Source organism: Streptomyces sp. JJ38, from assembly GCF_019303475.1.
In the GTDB taxonomy this organism is placed as follows: Bacteria; Actinomycetota; Actinomycetes; order Streptomycetales; family Streptomycetaceae; genus Streptomyces.
Window position 1 is genome coordinate 151,179 of sequence record NZ_JABLSI010000019.1, and the last position, 15,489, is coordinate 166,667.

Sequence of the window (15,489 nt, forward strand, 5' to 3'; positions counted from 1 at the left end):
CCGTATGACGCGAGCAGAGCAGCCAGTGACGGGCGACTCCGCCTCCGAAGCCCTCGCCGCGGACTCCCGCGAGCGCGCCGTGCGGGCGCTGGTGCGCTACGCACCGCTGCGGCGGTTGTGGAGCGCCACCTACGTCAGCGGAATCGGAGACGCCCTCGGGCTCCTCGTGCTCACGCTCCTCACCGCTCAGGCCGTCGTCGGCGTGGCGCTGACCGGTGGTGAGACGTGGTTCGGCGGCGGCTACCGCGGGGTGGCCCTCGCCGTCGTGGCGGTCTTCGCCACCCGCCTGCTCGCCACCCTGCTCTGTGGCGCCGTGCTGCTCGGCCCGGTCTCCTCCCTCGTGGCCCCGGGCGGTCCGCTCGACCGCCGCTGGACGATGATCGGCGCCGACGGCCTGCGGGCCGCGCTGCTGATCGTCGCGCCGCTGTGGATCACGTGGACGCCGGACAGCGCCTACGCCTTCCTCCTCGGCACCGTGTTCCTCGCGGGCGTGGCCGAGCGGCTGTGGACGGTCGCCAAGGACAGCGCGGCCCCGGCCCTGCTGCCGGAGCCGCCGCCCGAGGGCGCCGCCATACGCCCGCTGCCCGACCAGCACGAGGCCCTGCGCCGCCTGTGGGTGCGTGGCTCGTTCCTCGCCTTCCCGGCCGCCGCCGCGGTCCTGCTCGTCGTCACCCTGCTCAGCAATCTGCTGGGCACGGGCATCGTGTGGTTCACCGACCACCAGGCGGCCCTGGCGTCCTATGTCGCGGCCGGTCTGTTCGCCGCATCGATCTCCTTGCTCGTCTTCCTCACCCTGCCCGCCACCTCGACGCCCCGCCCGCGCTCCCCGCTGGAGGGGCTGCGCAGGCCGCGCACCGCCGCCGGTCCCGAACGGGGTCGCACGGGCGCCGTCTCGCTGCTCGTCACGGCCGCCGCCGCGGTGGCCGGCGCGGTCGGGGGCGCGGTCGCGGTGAGCGTGCTGCACGCGGCGGACTTCGGCGGCGGCCCGGCCACCTTCGCCCTCCTCGTCCTCGGCCTCACCGGCGGCACCGCCTGCGGCATCCGCGGAGCCGGGCACGTGCTGCCCTCGCTCTCCCGGCGCCGGGTGCTGGCCCTGGCCCTGATCGTCACCGGGGGCGGCCTGCTGCTGACGGGCCTCGTCTCCGACACGGCGACGATGCTGGCCGCCGGGCTCTTCACCGGCCTGAGCGCCGGCGTGGCCGCCCGCGCCGCGCACACCGTGCTCGACCAGGAGACGGAGGAGTCCCGTCGCACGCGGATGACGGAGCACCTCGGCGCCGTCGTCCGGCTGAGCATCGCGCTGTCGGCCATCCTGGCCCCGCTGCTGGCGGCGCTCATCGGCACCCAGCGGGTGGAGAGCGGCAAGTTCGTCTTCGCCCACAGCGGTGCCGCGTTCGTCCTCATGCTGCTGGGCGCGCTGCTCCTGCCCGTCGCCGCGCTGGTGCTCACCCGCGTGGACGACCGGCAGGGCGTGCCGCTGCGCCGCGACCTCCTCGACGCCGTCCGCGGCGGGGACCCGGAGCAGGCCCCGGCCACGACGGGCTTCTTCATCGCCCTGGAGGGCGGGGACGGCGCGGGCAAGTCCACACAGGCCGAGGCGCTCGCGGAGTGGATACGCGGCAAGGGACACGAGGTCGTCGTCACCCGGGAGCCGGGCGCCACGCCGCTCGGCAAGCGGCTGCGCTCGATCGTGCTGGACGTGTCCTCGGCCGGGCTGTCCGACCGGGCGGAGGCGCTGCTCTACGCGGCCGACCGCGCGGAGCACGTGGAAACCGTCGTCCGTCCGGCCCTGGAGCGCGGCGCCGTCGTCATCACCGACCGCTACGTCGACTCCTCCGTCGCCTACCAGGGGGCGGGCCGCGAGCTGTCGCCGTCCGAGATCGCCCGCATCTCCCGCTGGGCTACGGACGGCCTCGTCCCGCACCTCACCGTCCTGCTGGACATCTCGCCCGAGACGGCCAGGGAGCGCTTCACCGAGGCCCCGGACCGGCTGGAGTCGGAGTCGTCCGACTTCCACCAGCGGGTGCGTGCCGGGTTCCTCGCGCTCGCCGCCGCCGACCCGGCCCGCTACCTCGTCGTGGACGCGGGCCAGGAGCCGGAGTCGGTCACCGGCGTCGTCCGGCACCGGCTCGACCAGGTCCTGCCGCTCTCGGAGCAGGAGATCCAGGAGCGCGAGGAGGCCCGGCGCCGCGCCGAGGAGGAGCGCAAGCGCCGCGAGGCCGAGGAGGCCGCGCGCCGCGAGGAGGAGGAGCGCCGCAAGGCCGAGGCCGAGCGGCTGGAGCGGGAGCGCCAGGCGGAGCTCGCCCGGCAGGAGCGGGAGCGTCAGGAGGAGTTGGCCCGGCTGCGGGCCGAGGAGGAGGCCAGGGAGCAGGAGCGGCGCCGCCAGGAGGCTGAGGCCGCCCGCCGCGCGGCCGAGGCCCGGCTCGCCGAGGAGACCCGGCGCCGGGCCGAGGAGCTGCGCCGTCGCGCCGAGGAGGAGCGGGAGCGCCGCGAGGCCGAGGAGGCCGCCCGGCGAGCGGAGGAGGAGCGTCTCGCCCGCCAGCGGGAGGAGGAGACGCGGCTGCGCGAGGAGGCGGCGGCCCGCCGCGCGGAGAAGCAGCGCAAGGCGGAGGAGGCGCTGCTGCGGGCGGAGCGGAACCGCGCGGCGCAGCAGGCCGAGCAGGAGAACGCGGTGGGCGGCTCCGAGGAGGACACCGTGCAGGTGCCCCGGGTGCCGCAGGACCCGCCCGCCGGTGCGTCCGGTGGTCCGTCCGGTGGCGCGTCCGACGGGGAGACGCAGGTGCTGCCGCAGGTGTCGGACGACGCGGCCCCGGGCGGGTCCGGCTCCGGTGCCAGGGGCGGCGCCCCGCGGGGGAGCGACCCCGACGACGTCACGCGTGAGCTCCCCCTCCGGCCGGACGCTCCCGCGGCCTCCGAAGCTCCCCCGGCTCCCCCTGCGTCGGAGTCGGCGGACCGTGCCCGGCCCCGTCCCGCCTGGGCCGAGGAGACGCCGATGGACGACCTGCCGACCCTGGCGGACGAACTGCTCGGCCCCTACGAGGAGCCCGCGGCCGCCAAGGACGAAGACGAGGACGGGGACGGGGACGGGGACGGCGGCAGGCCGGGCCGACGCCGCTGATCCGGCCGGGAGCGGGCCCGGAGCCCTGTGACGGTCACCGGCGTCTGGGCCGCCCCCGCGGCCCAGACGCCGCGCAGCCCACGGCCGGTGCGAGCGGTGCCGGTGCCCGCGCGCTCCGTGGAAGCGGAGGCGCTGCGGGCGGGGGCCCTCGCGTCCTGGGAGTCCGGCAGGGAGGGCGCTACCGGCCGGCCGTCGGCGAAGCGCCGGCCCGGGGCTGCATGGTGACCATGCCATATGACTAGTCGGAGCGAGTCGGGCGCCGCCGGTCGAGCCCTGGAGCGCGACCGGAGTTCACCCGCCCGGCGCAGTGCCGACGCTGTCGGTGCCATCCACGACAATGGACGCCGGAGTACGGCCGGGGTACGTCGCGTGAGACGTGCCGACGGGCCAGCGGGATCGATCGACCGAACGAGAGCGGCGGCGGAAGGGCAGCCATGGCGGTGTGGGACGACCTGGTCGGCCAGGAGAGGGTGGTGGCCCAGCTCGCGGCCGCCGCCCGGGACGCCGACGCCTTCGTCACCGCTCACGCCGCCGCCGGCACCGCCGCCGAAGCCGCCCACACCCCGGCCGACACCGCTGCCGAGTCGGCGATCGCGGCCGGCTCGTCCATGACGCACGCCTGGCTGTTCACCGGCCCGCCCGGCGCCGGCCGCGCCACGGCGGCCCGCGCCTTCGCCGCCGCCCTCCAGTGCGTCAGCCCCGACCGCGCCTCGGGCGGCGTCCCCGGCTGCGGCTTCTGCGACGGCTGCCACACCGCCCTCGTCGGCACCCACGCCGACGTCGACGTCATCCGTACGGATCAACTCACGATCGGCGTCAAGGAGACCCGCGAGCTGGTGCGGCGCGCCCAGCTCTCCCCGGCCGGGGGGCGCTGGCAGGCCATCGTCCTGGAGGACGCCGACCGCCTCACCGAGGGCGCGGGCAACGTCCTGCTGAAGGCCGTCGAGGAGCCCGCTCCGCGCACCGTCTGGCTGCTGTGCGCCCCCTCCACCGAGGACGTCCTGCCCACCATCCGCTCCCGCTGCCGGCTGCTGTCCCTGCGCACCCCGCCGGTGGACGCCGTCGCCGAACTCCTCGTCCGGCGGGACGGTATCGAGCCCGCCCTCGCCGCCGCCTGCGCCCGGGCCACCGGCGGCCACATCGAGCGCAGCCGGCGCCTCGCCACCGACGAGCGGGCCCGCGCCCGACGCATGGCCGTCCTGAAGCTGCCGACGCGGGTGGACACGGTCGGCGGCTGCCTCGGCGCCGCCCAGGAGCTGATCGACGCCGCGACCGAGGACGCCAAGCAGGTCGCCGAGGAGCTCGACGCCCGGGAGACGGAGGATCTGCGCGCCGCACTCGGCGGCACCGAGGGCAAGCGGATGCCGCGCGGCACCGCCGGGGCGATGAAGGAGCTGGAGGACCGGCAGAAGCGCCGTGCCACCCGCACACAGCGGGATTCGCTGGACCTCGCCCTCACCGACCTCGCCGCCTTCTACCGCGACGTGCTGGCCCGGCAGCTCGGGTCCGCCTCCGCCCCCACCGGCCCCGACCTGGGCCTCTCCGCGGCCGAGAGCGTCGCCCGGCTGGCCGCGTCCTCGCGCCCCGAGCAGACCCTGCGGCGTATGGAGGCCATCCTGGAGTGCCGGGAGGCCCTCGACCGGAACGTCGCCCCGCTCCTCGCCGTCGAGGCGATGACGCTGGCGCTGCGCGTGGGCTGAGGTCGTCCGGGGATATACGCTCCGTGGTGATCCTCACGGCAGTGACCACGGACTCGACCCGGTGAAGGTGACCGATGGACCCCAGGCGGCTGCTCCGCACCTCCGGCACGCTCACGGCAGTGGCCGCACTGCTCCTCGCCGGTTGCACGGCCGAGGACGGCCAGGCGTCGTCGTCGCCCGGCAACGCGTCCGACACGGCCGTCCGGGGCGTCGACCGCGTCCTGCGGCCCCTCCCCGCCGAGATCCCCGACGACCTGCGTCGCTACTACGACCAGCGGCTCGACTGGCGCGCCTGCGGCCCCGAGGGCTTCCAGTGCGCCGAGCTCACCGTGCCGCTCGACTACTCGGCCCCCGCCCCCGCCCAGGACCTCAAGCTGGCCGTCGTCCGCTCCCGGTCCGCCGGCTCGGGCGAGCCCGCCGGCTCCCTCGTCGTCAACCCCGGCGGGCCGGGCGGCTCCGCGGTGGACTTCGTGCGGGACTTCGCCGGGCTCGGCCTGCCCGAGCCCGTCCGGGCCGAGTACGACGTCGTCGGCTTCGACCCCCGCGGCGTCGCCCGCAGCGAACCGGTCGAATGCCTGTCCGACACCGCCATGGACGCCTACACCAGCGCCGACGTCACCCCCGACGACGCCGCCGAGACGGCCGCCCTCGAGCAGGCCAACGACTCCTTCGCCGACGGCTGCGCCAAGGACGCAGGGGAGCTGCTGGGCCACGTCTCCACGATCGAGGCCGCCCGGGACATGGACGTCCTGCGCGCCACCCTCGGCGACGACAAGCTCACCTACCTCGGCTACTCCTACGGCACCCTGCTCGGCGCCACCTACGCGGGCCTCTTCCCCTCCCGCTCGGGCCGCCTCGTCCTGGACGGCGCCATCGACCCGTCGCTGCCGGCCGAGGAGCTCAACCGCGACCAGACGGCCGGCTTCCAGACGGCCTTCACCGCCTTCGCCGAGGACTGCGCCGACCGCTCTGACTGCCCCCTCGGCAGCGACGCCGCCCAGGCGGGCGACAAGCTCGGCGCCCTCCTGTCGGCGATCGACGAGGAGCCGCTGCCCACCGGCGAGGAGCGCGAGCTGACCGAGTCGCTCGCCACGACCGGCGTCATCACCGCCATGTACACCAAGCAGTACTGGCCCCGCCTGCGCCGCGCCCTCGCCGACGCCCAGGACGGCGACGGGGCCGCCCTCCTCGCGCTCTCGGACACCTACTACGAGCGCTCGCCCGACGGCTCGTACGGCAACCTCATGTACGCCAACGCGGCCGTCAACTGCCTCGACCAGCCCGCCCCCTTCACCGACGCCGAGGAGGTCAAGGCCGCGCTCCCCGCCTTCGAGAAGGCCTCGCCCGTCTTCGGCCGGAACTTCGCGTACTACACGCTGGTCTGCGCCGACTGGCCCGCTGAGCCCACGGGCGAGGCCAACCGCATCAAGGCCGAGGGAGCCGACCCGATCCTCGTCGTCGGCACCACCCGGGACCCGGCCACCCCCTACGTCTGGGCCCAGGGCCTGGCCGCCCAGCTCGACTCGGCGAGCCTGCTCACCTATGACGGCGACGGCCACACCGCCTACGGCCAGGGCGTGCCCTGCGTGGACGACGCCGTGGGCGCCTACCTGCTCAAGGGCACCGTGCCCGCCGACGGCAAGCGCTGCTGAACCCCGGCGCGAGCACCTCGCCGAGGTGTGTAAACTAAACCGCGCTGCACACCACGGCACGCCGCCTTAGCTCAGTCGGCCAGAGCGACGCACTCGTAATGCGTAGGTCAAGGGTTCGATTCCCTTAGGCGGCTCCGAGAAGCCCCAGGTCACATAGCGTGTGACCTGGGGCTTTCTGCTTCCTGGCGGCCTTGCGGGAGTGGGACATGACGTCTTGCGGGTCGTTCCGTTGCCACGTCAGCCGTGCCGGAATCGGCCTGGTGGCTACGCGGTTGACCAGAGGGCGGGCGCTACGCCTGGTTGGCTTCGTGCGTCGGCTGTGGGGCCGGAGCAGAAGCCCGGCCGAGGACCGGCTACTTGGCCGGAGCGGAGGGCCGCGGTGGCCTCCGGGAGTCCGTCTCGCCCCCAGCGGCCGAGTACGTCCCCGTGGTGCCGGGTGGTTTTCGCCAGGAGTCGGCGATCTGTCGCACGGCAGCGAAGACGCGCTGCGCGTCTACCGTTCGCGCGTGTGGGGGTCGAGGCGGAAGAGGTAGGCGGTGGCCGGGTGGGTGTAGGCGGTGCCTCTGCCCGTGGCGTGGAGTTGTTCGCGGGTGGGGTGGGGCGGGCGTCTGGGCTGCAGGTAGCGGTCGAGGTCGTCGGTGGAGAGGCGGTAGTGGCCGGAGCGGCGGTGGAGGACGGCGGCGAGGCGGTAGCGGGGGTCGAGGTGGGCGAGGCCGGCGTCGGCGTGGCTGTTGTTGGCCAGGAGCCAGCCTCCGGGGCGCAGGCAGCGGGTGGCGTGTTCGGAGACGGGGCCCGCGTACAGGGAGATCGCCAGATCCCACTCGGCTGTGGGGAGTTCCGCGAGGGTGTGGGTGTAGTCGCCGGGGACGAAGGCGATGCGGGGGTGTGCGGGGTATTGCTTGTGCCGGGTGGCGAGGGTGGTGGCGTCGGGGCCCCGGAAGGCCTTACGGGCGCGGGCGTCGGCGTCGAGGTAGGTGACGTCGGGCCAGTGGTAGGAGGGTGCGAGGTCGAGGTAGCTGCCGGGGTAGAGGACGCGGCGGGCTCCGGTGTGGGCGGCCACGGACTGGTAGAGGGTGGTGCGGTCGCCGAGGTGGCCGCCGACGCGGTCGATGTAGTCGGTGAAGTCCTGCTCGGGCACGGAGGGCTCCGGTGGGGGTGTCGGGGCTGTCAGTCCAGGTGGGCGAAGTGGATGGCGTCGGCGGCGGCGGCTCCGGCGGTGACGGCGGGGACGGCTCCCTGTTCCCACGTCTCTCCGGTGAGGTCGCCGGCGGCGTAGAGGCCGGGGATGCTGGTCTGGCGGCTGTCGTCGACGGTGACGCAGTCGTCGCTCAGGGCGAGGCCGTGCTCGGCGGCCAGGCGCTCGATGAGGGGGGCCTGGCGCTGCGGCTGGGGCCACAGCAGGGTCTGGCGCTCCAGGAGGGTGCCGTCGGCCAGCTCGACGGCGTGGAGGTCGCCGTCGGTGTGGTGCAGACGGGTGATCTCGCCCTGGACGAGGTCGCTGCCCTGCGCGCGCAGGCTGCGGCGCAGTTCGTCGGCGCCGGGCAGCGAGGGCGGGGCGATGGCGATGGTGTCGCCGGTCCAGGCGCGGAAGGCGGTGGCGGCCATGCCGAGGTAGCGGGGGTCGTCGGCGACCAGGGCCCAGGTGCGTTCGGCGTTCTCCTCGCCGATGCAGAAGGGGCAGTGGATCACGGTGCGCCCCCAGCACGCGGCGAAGCCCTCCACGCCGTCGGGGTGCTGGTCGATGACGCCGGTGGCCAGGATGACGTTCCGGGCCCAGACCGTCGTCCCGTCGTCCGCGCGGAGGGTGAAGCCGTCGTCGGCCAGCGGGGTGATCTCACCGACCGTGGCGTCGAGCCGCGTGGCCAGTCCGTAGCGGTCCAGCTCCTCCCAGGCACGGGTACGCAGCTCGTCGGGGGTGGCACCCTCCAGGCCGATCAGGCCGTGGACGCCGCGGGAGGCGGCGTTGCGGGGCGGTGCGGGGGACTCGATGACCAGGGAGCGGCAGCGGTAGCGGGTCAGGGCCTGCGCGGCGGTCAGGCCGGCGGGCCCGCCGCCGATGATCACGGTGTCGTACTGGGCGGTGGTGTCCATGGGGTGCCTCCGAAGGGACTTGACGGAATCGAATGACCAGTGGTCATACTACTGACCAACGGTCATTCGCCCAAGCTCATTCCCGCTGGAGGAACTGTGACTCACGACACCGGCCACGCTTGCCCCACCCACGGCAGCGGCCAGGCCCACGGCCCCGGAGCGACGGGGCACCTGGACTTCGAGTGGGACGATCTCTACACCGGCGACGGCAGCGACACCGCCGCCCCGGACCTGATGCTCCTGGCCCCCGCCGGCGACCTTCCTCCGGGGAGGGCCCTGGACCTGGGCTGCGGCGCCGGTGGCAACGCCCTCGCGCTCGCCGAGCGCGGCTGGCGCGTCACCGGAGTGGACCTCGCACCCCGCGCCATCGCCTCCACCCGCGCCAGCGCCTGCGCCCGCGGCCTGGACGACCGCGTCGAACTCGCCGTCGCCGACAGCGCCACCTGGCAGCCCGAGACCTCCTACGACTTCGCCCTCAGCTCCTACGCGCTTCCGCCCCGCGGGCCCGCGCGCACCGACACCCTCGCCGTCCTGGCCGCGGCCCTCGCCCCGGGCGGGGTCCTGGCGCTGGGCGAATGGGACGAGGAAGCCTGCGACTGGGGTGCGCCCGGTGACCTCGCCACCCTCGCCGAGCTGACCGAAGCCCTCACCGCGCTCGGCCTGGACGTCGTCCGCGCCGAACGGAGGGTCGTACCGCGCATCCAGCACCCCAGCGAGGACCACGCGGTCATCGTCATCGCCCGCAAGCCGCATGACACCCTGGGAGGCACCGACTGACCGACCACCGGTCAGTCACCTGACGACGAAGGAGGGACCGTGCCCGCGGACCAGTCCGCCCCCGCCCAGCCCACCGGCCGCTTCCAGCCCCCGGACGTCCGCCGCCGCCAGATCCTCGACGCCACGGCCGCCCTGCTCCTGGCCGACGGCTACGAGCCCCTGACGATCAGCAAGGTCGCCGCCCGCGCCGGGGTCGCCAAGGGCACGGTCTACCTCTACTTCGACTCCAAACAGGAACTCCTGGCCGCCCTCCAGGTCGAAATGTGGGACCGGATGCTCCAGCAGCCCGCCGCCCTCCTGGAACAGCCCGGCCTGAGCTGGGCCGAACGCCTCGACGGTCTCGTCGCCGCCTGGATCGCCGCCGAACAGGACCACCACGAGCTCTACCACCGGCTCTTCCACGAGCCCGGCGGCGCGGTCGGCGAGGAACCCATGACCGCCGCCCGCGACCTGCTCGTCACCCTTCTCACGCAAGGTGACGCGGCGGGTGAGTTCGATGTGCCCGACCCCGAGCTCACCGCGGACTTCCTCACTCACGCCTACACCGGACCCTGCCACCACACCCAGACCGGCACCGGCACCGACATCACCCGCGCCGTCCAGGTTCTCTTCCGCCGCGCCGTCGCCGCCCGGCCCGAGGACAAGCCACGGTGACGGCCACATCCCAGCCCTTCGCGCCGCGCCGGGCTGGGCGGGCGGCGGGCCGCGTCTTCCGGTGTGGTGACGTCAGCCCGCGGCGTCCCTGAGCCGTTCGGGGTCGAGGACGGTGATGCGTCCGCGGGCCAGGCGGAGCAGGCCGTGGTCGGCGTAGTCGCGCAGCACCTTGGTGCAGGTCTCCCGGGAGGTGCCCGCGAGCGCGGCGAGCTGTTCGTGGGTCAGGGCGATCTGCGGGTGACGTCCGACGGGCCGCAGCGGTCCGGCCGGGGCCTGGGCGGTGGTGAGGGTGGTCAGGGTGGTGGCGATGCGCTGTGCGACGGTCTTGAACACGCTGTCGGACAGGCGCTGCTCCAGGTCGGACAGGCGCCTGCCCAAGATCGCGGTGATGCGGGCAGCGATGCGGGCGTCCGAGAGCAGGAACCTGTTCACATCCGCGCGGCTCATGACGCACACGACGGTGTCGTCGAGGGCCTCGGCGTAGTTGTCGTACATGTGCTGTCCGAGCAGGACCATCTCCCCGAAGATCGTGCCCGGGGAGATGATCGCGGTGGTCAGCGCGCGGCCGTCGGCGGAGACCCGGAAGACGCGGACCCGGCCCTTCTTGAGGATGAACAGCACCTCGGAGGGCTGGGTGGGCGAGTAGAGGATCTCGCCCGCGTGGTGGGTCTTCATCGGTGCCGCGGCGGCGATGGCCCGCATCTCTGCTTCGTTCAGGTCGCAGAAGATGTCGACCTCGGCCAGGCACCAGGTCCGCTCGGCGTCGTCGTCCGATGCGGCGTCGTTCATGTGGCGCGTCTCCTCACGTCGTCCCGGGGCCCACGGTGGGGGTGCGGCGCCCCATGCGGGGCTGGCCAGCGCCTCTGCGCTGCTCGCCAGACAGTAGGGCACGGCTCCGCCGTCGATGGCTGTGCGGCCAGGCGCCGCTGCCGGCGGTGTGGCGGTTGGACCGGGCGTTGACGCGGGCGCCTCGTGGTTCATTGGCGGGTCGGGACGGTGTGCTCGCCCATCGCCCGGGCGATGGACGCGCGGGCGGCTCCGGCGAAGGGGCCGAGGACGCCCATCCCGATGCCGCCGACGAGTCCGGCCGCGGCGCCCCACACGGGGTACACCGGGATCACGGCCGGCGTCGGTGATGCGTGCACGCTGGTGGCCATGGCGATCGTCCTCCCTCTTTCCGTGGCCTTCCGGTTTCTCGTCGCCGACGCTAGGCCGCGGGTCACATGCGGTATGTGAGGGCGCTCACCTATCCGGCGGTAGAACTGCGGGGCCGTCAGGGTGACGACTTCGCAGAGGTCAGCAGAGCGCGGTCTCCTCCTTCGGGGAGTACGCCGACACCTCCCCGGCGCCGTGGACCGGATGTGGTTCACCCCGCGTCACGAACCCAGCCGAAGCGTCCGGGCGCCTGCGGTCACCGTCCGGGCGCTTCCCTTCGCCGCCGCTCGGCATCGCGCCGCGCCGCGGCACGATGCCGAGCGGCCACGCCCCGTCCTGCTGCGACCGGCCGCCACCCTCCGGGGTCGTCGACCCCCTTTATCCGCCGCTGACCGTCTTGCTACTTCCCGCTCTCCTCGGGCCGGTCCGGCTCTGGCGCGCCCTCCACGCGCACGCCCCGCCAGAACGCCACGTGGTCCTTGATCCTCCGGGCCAGCGGGCTGGGCCGGGGGTAGTACCAGGCGGCGTCCGGGTTCGTCAGCCCGTCGACCTCGAGGCTGTGGTAACGGGCCACGCCCTTCCAGAAGCACAGCGACCGGGTCCTGCTCGGCGTGAGGTACTGCCGGTTGAGCGACTCGGGCGGGAAGTAGTGGCTGCCCTCGACGATCACCGTGCGCGGGGCCTCCGCGATCACCGTGCCGTTCCACACCGCACGCAGCATGGCCGCCCTCCTCACCGTGAACGGGTACCCGTACGCCCGTGACCTTCACGCTAGGCGGCTCCGGCCGACCGCTTCAGTGACGGCGCTCACCGTCCGCGGGATCTGTGCGCGCCGGTGAGGACGCGGCGTACCCGGGCGTCGGCGCGGTCGGCGTCCTCGGGGGAGCCGAAGGCGCCCGACCCACCCCGCCCACGGCCCGTGGCCGGGTCACAGGCTGAGGAGGGCGCGACGGGCGTGCATGGGGTCGGTGAGGGGTCTGAGGGCGAGGCGGATCAGGGCGAGGGGGGTGTCGTCGCCGGCGATGCGGTTGGCGCTGAGCTCGCCGCAGGAGGCGCACTGGTGGATGATCATCCACTCGCCGTCGTCGCGGACGGACATCCCCAGCGCCTCCATCCGGCCTCGGCACTCCGCGGCGCGGTCGCCGGGGATCTTCCGGTCGACGTGCAGGCTGGCCAGACAGTTCGGGCAGTGGTTGCGGTGCGCGGTGCCGGGCGCGTCCGCGGACACGTCGAGCCGGCAGGAGACACACCGGAAGGCGCCCGTCCGGTGCCCGCCCTGGGCGTGCAGGACGTCCTTGTGCCGTTGCGGACGGCGGCGCCGCTGCCCGCGGCCGCTGTGGTTTTTGCGTGCCATGGCTGTGCTCCTTCCACACCGGGCGGTCAGAGGGTTCCGAACGCTTCGAGCGGGAAGGGCGGTTGGGCCAGCGGGCGGACCGCCACGCGCATCAGGACGAGCTGGTTGTCGTCGGTGCGGACAGGGTTCGAGGTGAGCTCGTCGCAGCGCACACAGCGGTGGATCACCATCCAGTCACCGGTGCGGAGCACGGCGATGGCGATCGGGGACATCCGGCCCTCGCAGTCGCTCGGACCGCCCTCGGCATGGTCGAGGAGATGTCGGGAGCGCAGGCAGGACGGGCAGTGGTTGCGCGGCGCGCCGTCGGCGGCGTGCGCGGACACGGTCAGCCCACACCAGGCGCAGGTGAAGGTGCTGAGGCTGAGAGTGTCGTCGTTGGTGGTGGTGTGGCTGGACACCGGGTGCTCCTTGCTGGGAATGGGTCACGACAGCAAGAGCAGGCCGAGTGGTCTCGTCAGTGGGCAGCCCGACAACGCCTCAGGAGGGCGGACAGGCAGGTCAGAACACCGGAGGACACGTCCGGAAGCCGCCCGGAGGAACGGGCGGTGGAAGGCGACAGACGGTTACGCGGTGTGGCGAGGCGCACTCGGCGCGGGCCGGGACATCACAGCACTCTTTTCCAGGGCCCGCAGGCCCAGAACGAATCAGAACGACCTCCTGAGGCTAACAGGACGCCTTTCAGGGGTGCCAACGCATTATTCGACGTCCCTCTGGGGGCGCGCCGGCCGTACGCGTCCTGTGGACAGCGGACGACGGAGGGGTCGACGAGGCTGCCGGAGGGCGGCGATCGCCGGGCGTTATCGCAGGCCGGGTGCGGCGTGGGTGGGCCGGTGGTCCCACTTCTCGACGTCGGCGGCGGTGTACTCGTCCTCGCCCTGCCGGTTGCCGCCCGCGGCCGGTTGCCGTGGCTCCCCGGCCCCGAGAGGGCGGTTCGTCAGCTGACGCCCTGTCTCCGGCCTGGGCGAGGGCCGTGTTGGGCGGGTCAGGGGCCGAGTTCCGCGGTGATGGCGCCGCGTAGGAGGTGGCGGGCGCGGTCGAGGGTGAGGGTGCCGCTGAGCCAGCGTTTGCTGAGCCCTTCGACGAGGGCGGTGAGCCGGTCGGCGGCGTCGTCCGGTGAGATGTCGGGCGCGGCGCGGCCGGTCTGCTGGGCGCGGTGGATGAGGTCGCTGGTGTAGTCGTTCCAGCTGTCGGTGGTGGTGCGGAGCTGGTCGCGCAGTTCGGGCTGGAAGACGGCGGTGGAGCGCAGTTCGCCCCAGCCGGTGCTGTTCTCGATGACGGCGGGGGTGTCCTGGAGTTCGAGGAGCAGCATCTCCTCCAGGTGGCCCCGGGGGTCGGTGTCGGGGTCGCTGGTGGGCTGGGTGTAGTGCTCGGCTCGGGTGTTGATGAAGTCGAGTGTGCGGGCGAGGAGGCCGGCCCGGTCGCGGAAGTGGTAGTAGATCAGCGAGGTCGACACCCCGGCCTCTTCGGCCAGCTCCTCGACGCGCAGGCCCCTGATGCCGCGCTGTGCGATGACACGGGCGGCGGCTTCCAGGATGGCGGTGCGGCGGGGGGACACGATGCGGCTCCCTCGAAAGGTTCGGGGCGGTGGCGAGGGCAATGCTACCGTCTCACCCTGACTGAAATTTCAGTCAGGATCTGTTTTCCGCCCAGGATGGGGGCCGTGTCATGAGGAGACCGAACCGCCGAAGCGTGCTGAGGGGCGGTGCGGCTGCCGCGCTGGCCGCCGCGGGGCTGACGGCCTGCGCCCAGGAACGGGAGGGGAAGTCGGGCCGGCCGTCGGCCGGGGCAGAGGAGAGCGCGGTGTCCGGTCGGGATCAGGCTGAGCTGTTCATGCCGGCGGAGACCAGCGAGCATGTCCGCACGTTCATGTCCTGGCCGCCGCTGGACTCGGTCTGGGAGGACATGGCGGACGACGTTCAGCGCGACATCGCGGGCATCGCCCGGGCGCTGGCCGAGTTCGAGCCCGTCGTCATGCTGGCTGCCCCGGAGGAGGCCAAGGCCGCCCGCCGGGCCTGCGGCTCCGGCGTCGAGGTGATCACGGTGCCCACCGATGACCTGTGGATGCGCGACAGCGGCCCCACCTTCGTCCAGGGCCCGAAGGGTCTCGTCGGCATCGACCTGCACTTCAACGGCTGGGGTGGCAAGCAGGAGCACGAGCACGACGCGGGGGTCGCCCGCGCCGTCCTGGAGTACGCGGGCGTGCCCCGTGTTGACGCCCCCCTGGTGGGAGAGGGCGGCTCACTGGAAGTGGACGGCCACGGCACCCTCCTGGTCACCGAGAGCTCCCTGGTCAACCCCAACCGCAACCCCGACCTGAGCCGCGACGAGATCGAGAGCTCCCTCAAGAACCTCGTCGGCGCGGACAGGGTGATCTGGTTCGAGGGCGTCATGGGCCAGGACATCACCGACCACCACGTCGACTCGCTGGCCCGCTTCGGCGAAGACGGTGTCGTCCTGCTCAGCCGCGCCTGGGACGGCGACGGCCCCGACGTGTGGACCCGCGCCTACGACCAGGCACGCGGCGTGCTGGAGAACACGACCGACGCCCGCGGGAGAAGGTTCGAGATCATCGACCTCCCCGAACCCGACCCCACCCGGCTCGGCCGTCGCGGGGAGGACTTCCTCGGCTCCTACGCCAACTACTACGTCGCCAACGGCGCCGTCCTGATCCCTCGCTTCGGCGACCGCAAAGCCGACCAGCAGGCCGTCGCCGTCATCGGCGACCTCCACCCCGACCGCGAGGTCGTCCAGCTGGAGATCCACACCGTCGCCGAAGGCGGCGGCGGCATCCACTGCGCCACGCAACAGCAGCCCAAGGCCGCGGAGGGCGGCGGTTCCTGAGACGCTGTGCGCTTGCCGGCGGCGAGGCCGGGGCACCGGGTTCGACCCGGTCAGTCTCCGCCGACCTGGGCCTCGCGCAGTGGAGGGTACGTCAGTGGCCGTGGGGGCTTCCGACGCCCGGTGCCCGCCGCCGGTGGACAGCCCGTG

At 73.8% G+C, this 15,489-nt stretch carries 14 protein-coding genes and 1 tRNA gene; 7 read left to right on the forward strand and 8 right to left on the reverse strand.

The window, feature by feature from the left end:
- Positions 1 to 4: 4 nt before the first annotated feature.
- The 4 genes from tmk (at position 5) to HPT28_RS13335 (ending at position 6,604) form a co-directional block, all read left to right on the forward strand.
- Complete coding sequence (gene tmk / locus HPT28_RS13320; RefSeq protein ID WP_219091249.1) at positions 5 to 3,118, forward strand: dTMP kinase; 3,114 nt, start codon at positions 5 to 7, stop codon at positions 3,116 to 3,118.
- A gap of 434 nt (positions 3,119 to 3,552) precedes the next feature.
- Positions 3,553 to 4,818 (forward strand): DNA polymerase III subunit delta', encoded by a 1,266-nt coding sequence (locus tag HPT28_RS13325; protein ID WP_219091250.1) that lies wholly within the window; start codon positions 3,553 to 3,555, stop codon positions 4,816 to 4,818.
- Positions 4,819 to 4,892: 74 nt separating this feature from the next.
- Positions 4,893 to 6,470 (forward strand): alpha/beta hydrolase, encoded by a 1,578-nt coding sequence (locus HPT28_RS13330; protein WP_219091251.1) that lies wholly within the window; start codon positions 4,893 to 4,895, stop codon positions 6,468 to 6,470.
- Positions 6,471 to 6,530: 60 nt separating this feature from the next.
- A tRNA-Thr gene (locus HPT28_RS13335) sits at positions 6,531 to 6,604 on the forward strand.
- 359 nt (positions 6,605 to 6,963) lie between these two features.
- On the opposite strand, the gene HPT28_RS13340 is transcribed toward HPT28_RS13335, so the two are convergent.
- Together HPT28_RS13340 and HPT28_RS13345 are read right to left on the reverse strand one after the other, a co-directional pair.
- Entirely contained in the window at positions 6,964 to 7,608 is a 645-nt protein-coding gene (locus HPT28_RS13340; RefSeq protein ID WP_219091252.1) for a hypothetical protein, read from the reverse strand.
- Positions 7,609 to 7,637: 29 nt separating this feature from the next.
- Entirely contained in the window at positions 7,638 to 8,561 is a 924-nt protein-coding gene (locus tag HPT28_RS13345) for an NAD(P)/FAD-dependent oxidoreductase (RefSeq protein WP_219091253.1), read from the reverse strand.
- A gap of 96 nt (positions 8,562 to 8,657) precedes the next feature.
- Here HPT28_RS13345 and HPT28_RS13350 point away from each other — a divergent pair, with 96 nt between their 5' ends.
- The gene (locus HPT28_RS13350) at positions 8,658 to 9,338 is read left to right on the forward strand and encodes a methyltransferase domain-containing protein (protein WP_308119207.1); all 681 of its coding nucleotides are present in this window, start codon (positions 8,658 to 8,660) and stop codon (positions 9,336 to 9,338) included.
- A 39-nt stretch (positions 9,339 to 9,377) separates the two neighbouring features.
- A complete protein-coding gene (locus HPT28_RS27420) occupies positions 9,378 to 9,992 on the forward strand; it encodes a TetR/AcrR family transcriptional regulator (protein ID WP_219091254.1) in 615 nt (204 codons plus the stop codon).
- Positions 9,993 to 10,064: 72 nt separating this feature from the next.
- Here the strand turns inward: HPT28_RS27420 and HPT28_RS13360 are convergent, their stop codons facing one another.
- The 6 genes from HPT28_RS13360 to HPT28_RS13385 form a co-directional block, all read right to left on the reverse strand.
- On the reverse strand, positions 10,065 to 10,781 hold the full coding sequence (locus HPT28_RS13360) for a Crp/Fnr family transcriptional regulator (protein ID WP_257578536.1): 717 nt from the start codon (positions 10,779 to 10,781) through the stop codon (positions 10,065 to 10,067).
- A 188-nt stretch (positions 10,782 to 10,969) separates the two neighbouring features.
- Positions 10,970 to 11,149: a hypothetical protein gene (locus tag HPT28_RS13365; RefSeq protein WP_219091299.1), complete on the reverse strand. Its 180-nt coding sequence runs from the start codon at positions 11,147 to 11,149 to the stop codon at positions 10,970 to 10,972.
- A gap of 398 nt (positions 11,150 to 11,547) precedes the next feature.
- Positions 11,548 to 11,868, reverse strand: a complete 321-nt coding sequence (locus HPT28_RS13370) for a DUF427 domain-containing protein (protein ID WP_219091256.1) — start codon at positions 11,866 to 11,868, stop codon at positions 11,548 to 11,550.
- Between the two features lie 207 nt (positions 11,869 to 12,075).
- Positions 12,076 to 12,501, reverse strand: coding sequence for an RNHCP domain-containing protein (locus tag HPT28_RS13375; protein WP_219091257.1), 426 nt, complete (start codon positions 12,499 to 12,501; stop codon positions 12,076 to 12,078).
- A gap of 26 nt (positions 12,502 to 12,527) precedes the next feature.
- Positions 12,528 to 12,899 carry an RNHCP domain-containing protein gene (locus HPT28_RS13380; protein WP_219091258.1) on the reverse strand — a complete coding sequence of 124 codons (372 nt, stop codon included), beginning with the start codon at positions 12,897 to 12,899 and terminating at the stop codon, positions 12,528 to 12,530.
- A 584-nt stretch (positions 12,900 to 13,483) separates the two neighbouring features.
- On the reverse strand, positions 13,484 to 14,056 hold the full coding sequence (locus HPT28_RS13385) for a TetR/AcrR family transcriptional regulator (RefSeq protein WP_219091259.1): 573 nt from the start codon (positions 14,054 to 14,056) through the stop codon (positions 13,484 to 13,486).
- A 245-nt stretch (positions 14,057 to 14,301) separates the two neighbouring features.
- On the opposite strand from HPT28_RS13385, the gene HPT28_RS13390 reads away from it, so the two are divergent.
- On the forward strand, positions 14,302 to 15,342 hold the full coding sequence (locus HPT28_RS13390) for an agmatine deiminase family protein (RefSeq protein WP_308119209.1): 1,041 nt from the start codon (positions 14,302 to 14,304) through the stop codon (positions 15,340 to 15,342).
- Positions 15,343 to 15,489 lie beyond the last annotated feature (147 nt).

What these genes read in the sequence shown, in the direction of transcription:
- HPT28_RS13330 (WP_219091251.1), top strand. Translation starts at nt 4,893, where the DNA reads ATGGACCCCAGGCGGCTGCTCCGCACCTCCGGCACGCTCACGGCAGTG.
- HPT28_RS13325 (WP_219091250.1), top strand. Translation starts at nt 3,553, where the DNA reads ATGGCGGTGTGGGACGACCTGGTCGGCCAGGAGAGGGTGGTGGCCCAG.
- HPT28_RS13370 (WP_219091256.1), bottom strand. Translation starts at nt 11,868, where the DNA reads ATGCTGCGTGCGGTGTGGAACGGCACGGTGATCGCGGAGGCCCCGCGC.
- HPT28_RS13360 (WP_257578536.1), bottom strand. Translation starts at nt 10,781, where the DNA reads ATGAACGACGCCGCATCGGACGACGACGCCGAGCGGACCTGGTGCCTG.
- HPT28_RS13345 (WP_219091253.1), bottom strand. Translation starts at nt 8,561, where the DNA reads ATGGACACCACCGCCCAGTACGACACCGTGATCATCGGCGGCGGGCCC.
- tmk (WP_219091249.1), top strand. Translation starts at nt 5, where the DNA reads ATGACGCGAGCAGAGCAGCCAGTGACGGGCGACTCCGCCTCCGAAGCC.
- HPT28_RS13365 (WP_219091299.1), bottom strand. Translation starts at nt 11,149, where the DNA reads ATGGCCACCAGCGTGCACGCATCACCGACGCCGGCCGTGATCCCGGTG.
- HPT28_RS13375 (WP_219091257.1), bottom strand. Translation starts at nt 12,501, where the DNA reads ATGGCACGCAAAAACCACAGCGGCCGCGGGCAGCGGCGCCGCCGTCCG.